Below are 13321 nucleotides of genomic sequence, written 5' to 3'. Positions count from 1 at the left end.
GCGATGAGCCGCAGGAAGCTGCTGACCGCGAGCGTCCAGGTCACCTCGGCGGCGGCAGCCGCGACGGCGCTCGGCGGCACGCCGTTCGGCGGTACGGCGTTCGGCGGTACGGCGAAGGCCGCCGACGCGGCCGTCGACCCGGCCGGGCAGGGGAGCCGCCAACCCCTCACCCTCTGGCGGGAGTTCACCGCGACCCCGTACACCCACCCGCAGATCCCGTACGTCGCCCGCGCCGGTTACGACGGCGGCTCCCGCCGCTTCCGCCGCCACCCCGTCCGCGCGAACGTCCTGCGCTACGGCGCCAAGGCGGACGGCTCGGCCGACGCGGCCCCCGCCATCAACCGCGCCCTGCGCGAGGTCGGCCGGGCGGGCGGCGGCACCGTCCACCTCCCGCCGGGCACGTACCGCATCGACGACGTCATCCGGCTCGGCTGGAGCAACACCACCCTGCGCGGCGCGGGCAGCGGACGCACCGTGCTGTACGCGACCAGGTCGCTGACCGACCTCATCGGCCCGTACGGCAGCCGGTACGGCGGCGACAAGTCGTCGTGGTCCTGGGCGGGCGGCCTGGTCTGGATGTGCCCGGCCGACCGCTACGCCTCCCTGACCGACGCGATCCGCGCCAAGGACTGGCCGTTCGAGGGCTGGACCGGCAACAAGCGTGACCAGTGGCGGACGCTCGCGACCGTCACCGAGGAGGCCGCTCAGGGCAGTTGGAGCGTTATCGTCGACAGTGCCAGCCAACTGCGGCCCGGCGCACGCGTGTTGCTGCAATACGCCGACGACCCCGCGCACGGCCTGCTCGACCACATGGCGGGCGACGTCGACGGCGCGGCCACGTACGACTGGTCCGACAAGAGCAAGCTGCTCTCGTACGTCCCCTACGAATGGCCGGCCCTGATCACCGAAGTCCGGGGACGGCGCGTCACCTTCGACCGGCCGCTGCCGCTGGACACCCGGCTGCTGTGGCGGCCGAGGATCACCACGATGGTCGAGCCGCTGGTCAACTCCGGTGTGGAGGGCCTGACCATCCGGATGACGCCCACACCGCAGTCGCCGCACCTGCTCGACAAGGGGTACAACGGGCTGGTCGCGCAGTGCACTTGGGACTGCTGGGTGGACGACGTGCACGCCGTCGATGTCGACAACGGCTTCCTGATGGTCGCGGCGAAGGCCACCACCTTCCGCCGTACCCGCGTCTCGGGGCGCGGCAGCCACCACCCGTACGCCTGCCGCGAGGGCTCGCACGACAACCTCGTCGAGGACTTCGCGATCGACCGGCGCACCGTGCCCGCCCCGTCCGGCACGCAGCTCCACGGCATCAACGCCGAGGGCCTGTCGTCGTACAACGTCTGGTCGCGCGGCCGGATGGAGATGGGCACCTTCGACACCCACCGCGGCCTGCCGTTCGCCTGCGTCCGTACCGACATCACCGTCTCCAACGACGGTCAGCACGGCGGCGACGCCTCCGCCGGACCGCTGTACGGCGCCCGCTTCACCCACTGGAACGTCACCGTCACCAACGGCCGCGCGGGCTGCGTCAAGATCGACGACATCGCGCCCTACAGCGCGACCGTCGGCATCTCCACGGTGACCCCCTTCGGCCAGATCGACGTCCCCGACTTCGCGGGCCCGCTGCACTCGCGCCTGGAGTCCTACGGCACTCCGGGGATCGACCCGCCGAACCTCTACGAGGCGCAGCGCGCTCTGCGGCTCCGCCGCTGACCGGGGCTTCCGGTCGAGCGCCTTCGTGGCCCTGTCGGCGTCCCGGCTGGTGTCCCGGTCGGCGAACGGCCCGCGGCGCTCAGCCGCCGACCTGTTCCGGGGCGTCGCGGGGAGCCGGGGTCTGGGCCTCGACTCCGGCCGCCACAGGGGCGGTGGGGAGGACCGGGGCGGCCGGACGGCCGCGCAGCAGCAGGTAGTAACCGGCGCCCGCGAGCGTGCCGAGGACGGCGCAGCCCAGCCAGACGGTGGTGCGGCCGAGCTGGTCGAGGGTGACGCCGCCGACCAGGGGACCGGCGAAGGCCGCGGCGGACCAGGACAGGGTGTACATGCCCTGGTAGCGGCCGCGGGCGGTGGCCGGGGCGAGGTCGGCGACCACCGACATCGAGGCGGGGGCGTGCACGATCTCGCCGAGGGTCCATACGACGACGGTCAGCGAGTAGAGGGCGACCGAGCCCGCGAGGACGGTCAGGCCGAAGCCCCACGCCATCAGCAGTGAACCGACGCCCAGCAGCGCCGCGTTGCCGTACCGCCGCACCAGCCGGGTGACGGGGATCTGGAGCAGCACGATCACCAGGCCGTTGATGGCGATGACGACACCGAACTGGCGGGCGGACAGGCCGTGCGCGCCCATGTCGACGGCGAGCGTGGAGTTGGCCTGGTTCATCACCGAGCCGAGCAGGAAGGTCAGGCCGACCAGGGCCATGAAGCGCTGGTCGCGCAGGACGTCGGAGAGCCGGATGTCGGTGGAGTCCGCAGCGCGCCGCGAAGTCGCCTTACGGGGACGGGATTTCGCCGTCGTCCCGCTCGCCGACGTCCCGCTCCCAGCCTTCCCGCTCCCAGCCTTCCCGCTCACCGCCTTCCCGCTCACCGTCCTCCCGTCCACGTACGTCACCTTCGCCGTCACCGGCAGCGTCTCCTGCGCCTTGACGTACACGACCACCGCGCACAGCACGGTCGTCAGCGCGTCGCCGACGAACAGCCACACGTATCCCTCGGAGGCGATGAAGCCCGCGGCGGCGGCCGAGACGCCGAAGCCGATGTTGATCGCCCAGTAGTTGAGGGAGAAGGCGCGCACCCGGTCCTTCGGGGGTACGAGGTCGGCGATCATCGCGGAGAGCGCGGGCCGGGAGGCGCTGCTGGTCAGGCCGACGAGGGTGGCGACGGCGGCGATGGCCAGCGGGTTGGTCACGAAGCCGAGCACCGCGGTGGTGGCGGCGGCGCCGAGCTGGGTGGCGAGCAGCGTGGGGCGGCGGCCGATCCGGTCGGCGAGGACCCCGCCGAGCACCGCGCCCCCGGCGCCGCCGAGCCCGAACAGGGCCGCGACCAGGCCCGCGTACGAGGCGGAGTAGCCGCGCTGCACGGTGAGATAGAGGGCGAGGAACGTCACGACGAAGCCGCCGAGGCGGTTCACCAGGGTGCTGGTCCACAGCCACCAGAACTGGCGGGGAAGACCGCTCACCGTCTCCCGTACCGCCCGACTGAACGCCGTCACCGCGACCCCTTTGTGTAATGACCTCTACCGGCTGGAGAATATTACAGAGGGCGGTCGGGTGGCGCCAGGGGATTTCTATTAGGCTCGGGCCCATGGCTGCTGCTCCGTACCAACTGATCCTGCTCCGCCACGGCGAGAGCGAGTGGAACGCGAAGAATCTGTTCACCGGCTGGGTGGACGTCAATCTCAACGACAAGGGTGAGAAGGAGGCGGTCCGGGGCGGCGAGCTGCTCAAGGACGCCGGTCTCCTCCCCGACGTGGTGCACACCTCCCTCCAGAAGCGCGCGATCCGCACCGCGCAGCTCTCCCTGGAGGCCGCCGACCGCCACTGGGTGCCCGTCCACCGCTCCTGGCGGCTCAACGAGCGGCACTACGGCGCGCTCCAGGGCAAGGACAAGGCGCAGACCCTCGCCGAATTCGGCGAGGAGCAGTTCATGCTGTGGCGCCGCTCGTACGACACCCCGCCGCCGCCCCTGGAGGACGGCGCCGAGTTCTCGCAGAGCGACGACGCGCGGTACGCGAGCATCCCGCCGGAGCTGCGTCCGCGCACCGAGTGCCTCAAGGACGTCGTCCTGCGCATGCTCCCGTACTGGTACGACGGCATCGTCCCCGACCTGCTCGCGGGCCGCACCGTCCTGGTCGCCGCGCACGGCAACTCCCTGCGCGCCCTGGTCAAGCACCTCGACGGCGTCTCCGACGCCGACATCGCCGGCCTCAACATCCCCACCGGCATCCCCCTCTCCTACCAGCTCGACGCCTCCTTCCGCCCCCTCAACCCGGGCGGCACCTACCTCGACCCCGACGCCGCGGCAGCCGCCATCGAGGCGGTCAAGAACCAGGGCAAGAAGTAGTCCTCTCGCACCGCCACGCCCTCCGTCCGCGGGTTTTCCCGCAGACGGGGGGCGTTGTCGTTCACGGGTCGACAGCGGGTCGGCGGCCGAGCAGCCCGTCGGCCGGCAGGACCTCGACGGAGCCCTCCGAGTCGTCACAAGGGCGGTCCGCGGGCGCGGCCGTCGTCGTTGGCCGGGCATGACGACGGCCCGCGTCCGTCAGGAAGCGCGGGCCGTCGTCCGTGTGAACGGTTGGTGCGACGGGACGGTACGGATCAGACGAGTCGGGACGGACGGGGCGTCAGCCGGTGCAGCCTCCGCACTGGCAGGCGCCGCCGGACTGACAGCCACAGCCGCACCCCGAGCCGCAGCCGCACGCGGCGACCAGCGGCAGCGGGGTCCGGAGCGGCCGCGGGGCGTGGTCGGAAGACGGCTGGTCGCGTACGGGAGTTGGCGTGACGGGGGATTCCTGCATCAGTACACCCTCCTCAGGCTTGCCTACCCACCAGTGAACTCCGCGCCGGCCGCGCCCTTCAATAGCGCACCCCCGGCGCACGAGCGCACTCCGGCCTCCCCCGAATGCCTTACGCGCCCTACGCGCGGCGACCGACCCGCGCGCCGCGAAAGCCCTCCGTGCCGCCACCGGCCCGCGCGCCGCGAAAGACCCCCGCCCCCGCGAAAGACCTCCGCGCCGCCACCGGCCCGCGACCCGCCGCCCAAGCCCCCGCCCCGCCGGACGGCGCTACGCGCCCTCCACCGCCGACGGCGTCTGCGGCGTCATCTCGTCCGCGTGCTCACCGGTGACCAGGTAGACGACGCGCTTGGCGACCGACACGGCGTGGTCGGCGAAGCGCTCGTAGTACCGGCCGACCAGCGTCACGTCCACGGCCGTCTCGATGCCGTGCTTCCAGCGGTCGTCCAGCAGGTGCTGGAAGAGCGTGCGGTGCAGCTCGTCCATGCGGTCGTCGTCCGCTTCGAGCTGGAGCGCGTCGTCCACGTCCTTGCTGACGATGACCTCGCCGGCCTTGGCGACCAGGCGCTGCGCGAGCTGGCCCATCTCCAGGATGGTGCTGTGCAGGTCGCGCGGCACGGCCGACTCGGGGAAGCGCAGGCGGGCCAGCTTGGCCACGTGGCGGGCGAGGTCGCCGGACCGCTCCAGGTCCGCGCTCATCCGCAGCGACGTGACCACGATCCGCAGGTCGGTGGCGACCGGCTGCTGCCGGGCCAGCAGGGTGATCGCCCGGTTCTCCAGCTCCCGCTGGATCTCGTCGACCTTCTCGTCGGCGGCGATGACGCTCTCCGCGACCTTCAGGTCCGCGTCGAGCAGCGCGGTGGTGGCGCGGCCGATCGCGGAGCCGACGAGCCGGGCCATCTCGACCAGACCGTCACCGATCGAGTCCAGCTCCTCGTGATATGCGTCCCGCATCGCTTTCCTTCCGTCCGAACAGAGGTTTCTCCTCCACGCTGCCACGCTGATGGGCGTACGCGTACCGACCGCACACCCTGAGTGAACCACTCCCCACGTGAAGGTGAACTCTTGGCAACGAGCATCCGAGAGGTAGCTTCCGGGGTTGTGGACCGCTTGCGCGACCCACCTAACCTGGGGCTATGGACGTGAACGCGGCAGTCGCCGCAGCCAGTGCGATAGCCGGTCTGCTGACCGGTGTGATCGCCGTGCTCGCGTTCCGCTGGAGCGAGCGGGAACAGGCCCGCCCCACCCGTACGGCCATGCGGCCCGACAACATGACCGGCGCGCTGCCGCCGGGCGTGGACACCGTCCTTTCGGTCCTGCGGTCCTCCGCCGTCGTCCTGGACGAGGGCGACACGGTGGTCAAGGCCAGCTCGGCGGCGTACGCCCTCGGGCTGGTACGCGGCGGCCGGCTGGCCGTCGACCAGATGCTGCAGATGGCCCGCGAGACCCGGCGGGACGGCGAGATACGGCAGGTGGAACTGGACCTGCCGCGCCGCGGTGTGAGCCGCGGCGAAGGTCTCGCGGTCTCGGCGCGGGTCGCCCCGCTGGGCTCCCGGCTGGTGCTGCTGCTGGTCGAGGACCTCACCGAGGCCCGGCGGATCGAGGCGGTCCGCCGTGACTTCGTGGCGAATGTCAGCCACGAACTGAAGACCCCCGTGGGGGCGCTCTCCCTGCTGTCGGAGGCCGTCATGGACGCCTCCGACGACCCCGAGGCGGTCATCCGCTTCGCGGGCCGCATGCAGATCGAGGCCACCCGGCTGACCAGCCTGGTCCAGGAGATCATCGACCTCTCCCGGGTCCAGGACGACGACCTGCTCGACGACGCCGAGCCGGTGGCCGTGGACGACCTCGTCGCCGAGGCCGTCGACCGCTGCCGTCACCAGGCCAACACCAAACAGATCACCATGGCTACCGGAACCACCCCTGACCTGCACATATGGGGAAACCGGGGCCAGCTCGCCGCCGCCCTCGGCAATCTCGTCGAGAACGCTGTCAACTACAGTCCGGCCCGTACGCGGGTCGGCATCGCGGGGCGCAGGATCAACGCACCCGGCGGGGATCTCATTGAGATCTCCGTCACCGACCAGGGCATCGGCCTCTCCGAGAAGGACCGCGACCGGGTCTTCGAGCGTTTCTACCGGGTCGACCCGGCGCGCTCGCGGGCCACCGGCGGCACCGGGCTCGGGCTGTCCATCGTCAAACACGTGGCCGCCTCGCACGGCGGGGAGGTCACCGTGTGGAGCGCCGAGGGTCAGGGCTCCACCTTCACACTGCGGCTTCCCGAAGCCGGGATCGCCCGCGACCGCGCACTGCCGCCCGGCACCGATCCCGTGGCCGAGGCGGACGCGGACCCCGACTCCGATCCCGACTCCGACCGCGACTCCGATCTCGATTCCGACCAGGAGTCGCTGGACGAGCCGTCGGACGAACAGCTCTTCCGCTCTCTCCCCGAACACATCCCCGCCCCGGAGGTCCTTCCGTGACACGCGTACTCGTCGTCGAGGACGAAGAGTCCTTCAGCGACGCGCTGTCGTACATGCTCCGCAAGGAGGGCTTCGAGGTCGCCATATCCGCGACCGGGCCCGACGCGCTGGACGAGTTCGAGCGCAATGGCGCCGACCTGGTGCTGCTCGACCTCATGCTGCCGGGCCTGCCCGGCACCGAGGTCTGCCGCCAGCTCCGGCTGAAGTCCAATGTCCCGGTCATCATGGTGACCGCCAAGGACAGTGAGATCGACAAGGTCGTCGGCCTGGAGATAGGCGCGGACGACTATGTGACCAAGCCGTTCTCCTCGCGGGAGCTGGTCGCCCGCATCCGCGCGGTGCTCCGCCGCCGCGGCGAGCCCGAGGAGATCTCCCCGGCCGCCCTGGAGGCCGGTCCGGTCCGGATGGACGTCGACCGGCACGTGGTCACCGTCTCCGGCGGCAAGGTCGACCTCCCGCTCAAGGAGTTCGACCTGCTGGAGATGCTGCTGCGCAACGCGGGCCGCGTCCTGACCCGTATGCAGCTCATCGACCGGGTCTGGGGCGCCGACTACGTCGGTGACACCAAGACCCTCGACGTGCACGTCAAGCGGCTGCGCGCCAAGATCGAGCCCGACCCGGGCGCGCCGCGCTATCTCGTGACGGTCCGCGGCCTGGGCTACAAGTTCGAGCCGTAAACCCGGGTCCGGGCGTTGGACCCGGGCCCTGACACAGCGCGCGGACGGCAGAGCGCGTCCCGGATTCGTATACGGGAAAGGCCCGGTGGCGAGTGTGCCACCGGGCCGTTTCAGGTTGTCCGAAAACCGACCTCAGGAGGTCGGGGTGGCGGTGCCCGTCGGGGTCGCGGTGTCCGTCGGCGTGGCCGAGCCGGTGGGCGTGGCAGAACCGGTCGGCGTGGTGCTCGGCGTCGGCGCCTGGGTGGTCGGCAGCGAGCTGGGACCGAACTGCTGGTAGTCGCCGGTGGCCGGGATCACGTTGAGCTGGATCGCGACGGGCCCGGAGGAGCTGAACTCGAACACGGCGTTCTGCACGTCGCCGTCCCGCAGCGCCTCGGTGCCGCTGTCCACGACGGCGGACGGGTTGCCCTTGCCGCCGAGGAGCACGGTGCCGTGGCCGGGGACGCTGACGGTCTGGCCGCCGTCCTTGTCCGCGAGCGTGACCCTGGTCGAGCCGAGCTGGACGGACTGGAGGGTCTGGGCGTCGTCGCCGTTGTTGAACAGGCGCGCGGAGACCGTCGCGGGTCCGTTGCCGGCGCTCTGGGTGAGCACCACGGCGTTCTGTACCTTGATCACGCCGTGGGTCACGGAGTCGCTGTCCGGTTGGACCTTCAGGGTCTGCGCGTCGTTCCCGGCCGCGCAGGCGGCGAGCGGGGCGAGCGAGAGCGCGAAAACGGCGGCAAGGGCGCCGCGACGGAAGCTGCGGACCACGGCGGCGGCATCTCCTAGATCAGGTTCGGAAGATCTTCCAGCGGCCTTAGATTACCGAGCCGTTGACACGCCCGCGCACCGGGTGGCCCCTGGGAGCCCGGCTCACCCGCGCGGTTCACCCGCCCGGTGGCGGGCCGGGTGCGCGTACCCATTGCATTCCGCATTCCCCCGACGTGATTACCCGACGTCGTTCATGATCGGCGCGGCCGGTTTTCCGCGAGTGTTCCGCCGTTGTTCCACGACTGTGCAAAATTGGATCATCTGCGGGCAGGTTCCCGAACGGAGTAGCGATGATCCACTCGTCCGGGAGCGACAAATAGGGACGTACTGCCCCTTGTTCGGCGGCGGTAGAGCCTGTAACGGCGGCGTTTCAGCCTCCCCGTATACCTGCTCCCACCTGCGGATACCTCGCGCGGGAGGCATGCTCCAGCACGTCCCGGGGGCCGTTGTCAAGCCCTGAGATATGCTCTGACCTGCGAAAACGCCATTCAGATGAGGGCGTTCCCGTGTTACCCTGGATAGCCACGGAAGGGGTACCTGTCACATGACGTTCAAGGTTGGCGACACCGTGGTCTATCCCCATCACGGGGCCGCGCTGATCGAGGCAATCGAAATTCGCCAGATCAAAGGCGTGGACAAGACCTACTTGGTGCTCAAGGTCGCCCAGGGCGACTTGACGGTACGTGTGCCCGCGGACAATGCGGAGTTCGTCGGCGTACGCGACGTGGTCGGTCAGGAGGGTCTGGACCGGGTCTTCGAGGTGCTGCGCGCGCCGTACACCGAGGAGCCCACCAACTGGTCCCGGCGATACAAGGCAAATCTGGAGAAGCTCGCTTCCGGCGATGTCATCAAGGTCGCAGAAGTGGTCCGCGACCTGTGGCGTCGTGAGCGCGAGCGCGGCCTGTCGGCCGGCGAGAAGCGCATGCTCGCCAAGGCCCGGCAGATCCTGGTCAGCGAACTCGCTCTGGCGGAGAACACCAACGAGGACAAGGCCGAGGCGCTGCTCGACGAGGTTCTCGCGTCCTAAGATCCTCGCGCGCGCCCACCACGTGCCATCGAGGTTCTCGTTTCTCGTCTCAATCGGCGTGGCCACGCCGACCGTGACGTACGGCGACGCACTGCCCCCGGAAACACCACCCGAGGGAATTACCGCGGCACCCGGTCGGGCATGACGACCGGGTGCTGCGGCATGCTTGTGCCCGCGTACGGAGACATACGGCCGGAGACATACGGCACCGCTCACCAGGCGGTACCGGGCGTGGCACATCCCCGCGGACTTCACGGAAGGGGTCCGCGGTGAGCGCTTGCCCGGCACTGTCCCCAACCTCGGCTGGGGGTACTCCCAGGCGATACCCACCTCATACAAGGACACAAACCTGCGTACCGCAGCAGTCATTCCCGCCGCCGGCCGTGGACTTCGGCTCGGCCCTGGCGCGCCCAAGGCCCTGCGCACCCTCGGCGGGGTGCCCATCCTGGTGCACGCCGTCCGCGCGATGGCCCGCGCCCGCGCCGTCGACGTGATCGTGGTCGTCGCCCCGCCCGAGGGCGTCCCCGAGGTCAGGGCGCTGCTCGACGCCCACGGCCTGCCCGAGTCCACCGACATACGGGTCGTCCCCGGCGGTGACGTACGGCAGGAGTCGGTACGGCTCGGCCTCGCCGCGCTCCCCGACGACGTGGACGTCGTCCTCGTGCACGACGCGGCCCGCCCGCTGGTGCCGGTGGAGACCGTGGACGGCGTGGTCGAGGCGGTACGCGGCGGCGCCCCCGCCGTCGTCCCCGCGCTGCCGCTGGCCGACACCGTCAAGAGCGTCGACGCGGTCACCCATCTGGTCACCGGCACCCCGGAGCGCGCCCTGCTGCGCGCCGTCCAGACCCCGCAAGGCTTCGACCGCGGCACGCTCGCCAAGGCGCACGCCACCGTCACCCGCGATGTCACCGACGACGCGAGCATGGTCGAACAGCTCGGCGTACCGGTGCTGGTCGTGCCGGGCCACGAAGAGGCGTTCAAGGTCACCCGCCCGCTGGACCTCGTACTCGCCGAGGCCGTACTCGCCCGCAGGAGGGCCACCGATGGCTACTGACGGCCCGCTCGGGCACGGGGTGTCCGGGTCCGATCTGCCCGGTTCCGGTCTGCCCGGCGGCGATCCGTCCGGGTCCCGTCTGCCCGGCGGCGGCCTGTCCGGGTCCGGTCTGCCCGGCTCCGGCCTGCCGCCCGGCTACGTGCTTCCCCAGGTCGGCATCGGCACCGACATCCACGCCTTCGAGGAAGGGCGCGAGCTGTGGTGCGCCGGACTCCTCTGGGAGGGGGAGGGGCCGGGGCTCGCCGGGCACTCCGACGCCGACGTCGTCGCCCACGCGGCCTGCAACGCCCTGTTCTCCGCCGCCGGGCTCGGTGACCTCGGCGCCCACTTCGGCACCGACCGGCCCGAATGGGCGGGCGCCTCCGGGACCGCCCTGCTCACCGAGGCCGCCCGGATCGTGCGCGACGCGGGCTTCGTCATCGGCAACGTGGCGGTCCAGGTCGTCGGCAAACGCCCCAAGATCGGCCGCCGCCGCGACGAGGCCCAGAAGGTCCTGACCTCGGCGGTCGGCGCCCCCGTCTCGGTGAGCGCCGCCACCAGCGACGGCCTGGGCTTCCCCGGCCGCGGCGACGGCCTCGCCGCCGTCGCGACGGCACTGGTGGTCCGCGCTCACCCGCACGAGTGAGCGAGGAAAACCCACGGGCGGGTGGGGGAATTCTCCGCCCGTCCGGCACGTTGCGTAGCCGGAAGATCACCGCCCCGGCATGTGAAAGGACCCGCTCATGGCCGCCCTCCCGGACTCCGCCCGCGCCCTGATCGACGGCAAGAATTTCGCGACCATCGCCACCCTCCAGCCCGACGGCCAGGCCCAGTTGTCCGTCGTGTGGGTGACGCGTGACGGTGACGACGTGCTCGTCTCCACCAAGGAAGGCCGTCGCAAGCACCTCAATCTGCTCAAGGACCCCCGCACCACCGTGCTGGTGACCCCGGTCGACAACCCGTACAAGTACCTGGAGATCCGGGGCACGGCGACCCTCACCCGTGAGGGCGGCGACGACCTGATCAACGCGCTGAGCCGGAAGTACACCGGTGAGGAGTACGGCAACGACGAGCCAGGGGACGTGCGTGTCGTCGTACGGGTGAGCGCGGACCGGATCGTCGAGCACGGCTGAGCCGCGCGGGGCCGCCGTCCGTACAGCCGGGCCGCCGTCCAGCCGGGCGGGGCCGGGGCGCGGGGGTCGCCGTACAGCCGATTGTCACCGTTGTGTGTGCCCTGTGTCAGACCGCACAAGGCACCCGCTCCGGGCCACTACCCTTGTGGAGTGACTATTCGCCTGTACGACACCAACGCGCGCCAGGTCCGTGACTTCGTCCCGCTCACGCCGGGCTGCGTCTCGATCTACCTGTGTGGCGCCACCGTGCAGGCGGCCCCGCACATCGGGCACATCAGGTCCGGGCTCAACTTCGACATCATCCAGCGCTGGTTCCGCTACCGGGGCTACGACGTCACGTTCATCCGCAATGTGACGGACATCGACGACAAGATCCTCGCCAAGGAGGCCGACCAGGGCCGCCCGTGGTGGGCGATCGGGTACGAGAACGAGCGCGCCTTCACCGCGGGCTACGACGCGCTGGGCTGCCAGCCGCCCACGTACGAGCCGCGCGCCACCGGCCACGTACCGGAGATGATCGAGATGATGCGCGGCCTCATCGAGCGCGGGCACGCGTACGAGGCCGACGGGAACGTGTACTTCGACGTGCGCTCGTTCCCCGAGTACCTGGAGCTGTCCAACCAGGAGCTGGACAATCTGCGCCAGCCCGAGGGCGAGGGCGAGACCGGCAAGCGGGACCAGCGGGACTTCGCGATGTGGAAGTCGACCAAGCCCGGCGAGCCGTCGTGGGAGACGCCGTGGGGCCGCGGCCGTCCCGGCTGGCACCTGGAGTGCTCGGCGATGGCCCACAAGTACCTGGGCAGCGTCTTCGACATCCACGGCGGCGGGATCGACCTGATCTTCCCGCACCACGACAACGAGATCGCGCAGGCCAAGGCGTACGGCGACGAGTTCGCCCGCTACTGGGTGCACAACGCCTGGGTCACCATGAGCGGCGAGAAGATGAGCAAGTCGCTCGGCAACTCGGTGCTGGTCTCCGAGATGGTGCAGCGCTGGCGGCCGATCGTGCTGCGCTACTACCTGGGCACCCCGCACTACCGGTCGATGATCGAGTACAGCGAGGAGGCGCTGCGCGAGGCGGAGTCCGCCTTCGCGCGGATCGAGGGCTTCGTGCAGCGGGTCATCGAGAAAGCCGGGCCGGTCGAGCCTGCCGCCGAGGTGCCGCCCGCCTTCGCCGAGGCGATGGACGACGACCTGGGAGTGCCGCAGGCGCTCGCCGTGATCCACACCACCGTCCGGCAGGGCAACAGCGCGCTGACGGCGGACGACAAGGAGACCGCGGTCGCGCGTCTGGCCGAGGTCCGTGCGATGCTCGGAGTGCTGGGCCTCGACCCGCTCGACGCGCACTGGACGGGCGCCGACCGCGGCGACGACCTGCACGGCGTCGTGGACTCCCTGGTCCGGCTGGTCCTCGAACAGCGGCAGTCGGCCCGCGCCCGCAAGGACTACGCGACCGCCGACGCGATCCGCGACCAGCTCGTACAGGCGGGTCTGGAGATCGAGGACACACCGACGGGCTCGCGCTGGACGCTGCGCGGCTGACCGATCCCGCGGCCGACCGCCTCAGCGGCCGACTGCCTCCGTGGCGGACCGCCTCCTGGCGGATCGCCTCCGCGGCTCCGGCCGACGGGCCCGACCCGTCGCCCCGACCCGACCCGACCCGTATATCCGTACGCCGGACCCATGTCCGGCGAGCATG

The 13321-nt window shown here is 71.0% G+C and carries 12 protein-coding genes; 9 read left to right on the top strand and 3 right to left on the bottom strand.

Going from position 1 to position 13321, the window contains the following annotated elements; translation table 11 throughout:
• The first annotated feature begins 3 nt into the window (after positions 1-3).
• Positions 4-1725, top strand: coding sequence for a glycosyl hydrolase family 28-related protein (locus ACIO6U_RS31995; protein WP_401724412.1), 1722 nt, complete (start codon positions 4-6; stop codon positions 1723-1725).
• Between the two features lie 79 nt (positions 1726-1804).
• On the opposite strand, the gene ACIO6U_RS31990 is transcribed toward ACIO6U_RS31995, so the two are convergent.
• Entirely contained in the window at positions 1805-3217 is a 1413-nt protein-coding gene (locus ACIO6U_RS31990; RefSeq protein WP_401724410.1) for an MDR family MFS transporter, read from the bottom strand.
• Positions 3218-3309: 92 nt separating this feature from the next.
• On the opposite strand from ACIO6U_RS31990, the gene ACIO6U_RS31985 reads away from it, so the two are divergent.
• Positions 3310-4068, top strand: a complete 759-nt coding sequence (locus ACIO6U_RS31985; RefSeq protein ID WP_401313784.1) for a phosphoglyceromutase — start codon at positions 3310-3312, stop codon at positions 4066-4068.
• Between the two features lie 721 nt (positions 4069-4789).
• On the opposite strand, the gene phoU is transcribed toward ACIO6U_RS31985, so the two are convergent.
• Positions 4790-5473: a phosphate signaling complex protein PhoU gene (gene phoU / locus ACIO6U_RS31980; protein ID WP_355342077.1), complete on the bottom strand. Its 684-nt coding sequence runs from the start codon at positions 5471-5473 to the stop codon at positions 4790-4792.
• Positions 5474-5655: 182 nt separating this feature from the next.
• On the opposite strand from phoU, the gene ACIO6U_RS31975 reads away from it, so the two are divergent.
• A complete protein-coding gene (locus tag ACIO6U_RS31975) occupies positions 5656-7002 on the top strand; it encodes an ATP-binding protein (protein WP_355342080.1) in 1347 nt (448 codons plus the stop codon).
• Entirely contained in the window at positions 6999-7679 is a 681-nt protein-coding gene (locus ACIO6U_RS31970; RefSeq protein ID WP_093716893.1) for a response regulator transcription factor, read from the top strand. The genes ACIO6U_RS31975 and ACIO6U_RS31970 overlap by 4 nt, the downstream gene beginning before the upstream one ends.
• Positions 7680-7811: 132 nt before the next feature.
• Here ACIO6U_RS31970 and ACIO6U_RS31965 read toward each other — a convergent pair whose 3' ends face one another.
• The gene (locus tag ACIO6U_RS31965) at positions 7812-8429 is read right to left on the bottom strand and encodes a DUF461 domain-containing protein (RefSeq protein WP_355342083.1); all 618 of its coding nucleotides are present in this window, start codon (positions 8427-8429) and stop codon (positions 7812-7814) included.
• Positions 8430-8973: 544 nt separating this feature from the next.
• On the opposite strand from ACIO6U_RS31965, the gene ACIO6U_RS31960 reads away from it, so the two are divergent.
• The 5 genes from ACIO6U_RS31960 (at position 8974) to cysS (ending at position 13164) form a co-directional block, all read left to right on the top strand.
• Complete coding sequence (locus tag ACIO6U_RS31960) at positions 8974-9456, top strand: CarD family transcriptional regulator (RefSeq protein ID WP_033174074.1); 483 nt, start codon at positions 8974-8976, stop codon at positions 9454-9456.
• Positions 9457-9778: 322 nt separating this feature from the next.
• Positions 9779-10510: a 2-C-methyl-D-erythritol 4-phosphate cytidylyltransferase gene (gene ispD, locus ACIO6U_RS31955; RefSeq protein ID WP_391164090.1), complete on the top strand. Its 732-nt coding sequence runs from the start codon at positions 9779-9781 to the stop codon at positions 10508-10510.
• Positions 10511-10619: 109 nt separating this feature from the next.
• A complete protein-coding gene (ispF, locus tag ACIO6U_RS31950; protein ID WP_401724563.1) occupies positions 10620-11135 on the top strand; it encodes a 2-C-methyl-D-erythritol 2,4-cyclodiphosphate synthase in 516 nt (171 codons plus the stop codon).
• Positions 11136-11232: 97 nt separating this feature from the next.
• A complete protein-coding gene (locus ACIO6U_RS31945) occupies positions 11233-11622 on the top strand; it encodes a PPOX class F420-dependent oxidoreductase (RefSeq protein WP_355342090.1) in 390 nt (129 codons plus the stop codon).
• A gap of 150 nt (positions 11623-11772) precedes the next feature.
• Complete coding sequence (cysS, locus tag ACIO6U_RS31940) at positions 11773-13164, top strand: cysteine--tRNA ligase (protein WP_355342093.1); 1392 nt, start codon at positions 11773-11775, stop codon at positions 13162-13164.
• Positions 13165-13321 lie beyond the last annotated feature (157 nt).

Source organism: Streptomyces sp. NPDC087422, assembly GCF_044744145.1.
Classification (GTDB): domain Bacteria; phylum Actinomycetota; class Actinomycetes; order Streptomycetales; family Streptomycetaceae; genus Actinacidiphila.
Note: the sequence above shows the minus strand (reverse complement) of the source record. Positions and strands in the feature narration are given on the sequence as shown.

What these genes read in the sequence shown, in the direction of transcription:
- ACIO6U_RS31975 (WP_355342080.1), top strand. Translation starts at nt 5,656, where the DNA reads ATGGACGTGAACGCGGCAGTCGCCGCAGCCAGTGCGATAGCCGGTCTG.
- ACIO6U_RS31985 (WP_401313784.1), top strand. Translation starts at nt 3,310, where the DNA reads ATGGCTGCTGCTCCGTACCAACTGATCCTGCTCCGCCACGGCGAGAGC.
- ACIO6U_RS31995 (WP_401724412.1), top strand. Translation starts at nt 4, where the DNA reads ATGAGCCGCAGGAAGCTGCTGACCGCGAGCGTCCAGGTCACCTCGGCG.
- ACIO6U_RS31960 (WP_033174074.1), top strand. Translation starts at nt 8,974, where the DNA reads ATGACGTTCAAGGTTGGCGACACCGTGGTCTATCCCCATCACGGGGCC.
- phoU (WP_355342077.1), bottom strand. Translation starts at nt 5,473, where the DNA reads ATGCGGGACGCATATCACGAGGAGCTGGACTCGATCGGTGACGGTCTG.
- ACIO6U_RS31945 (WP_355342090.1), top strand. Translation starts at nt 11,233, where the DNA reads ATGGCCGCCCTCCCGGACTCCGCCCGCGCCCTGATCGACGGCAAGAAT.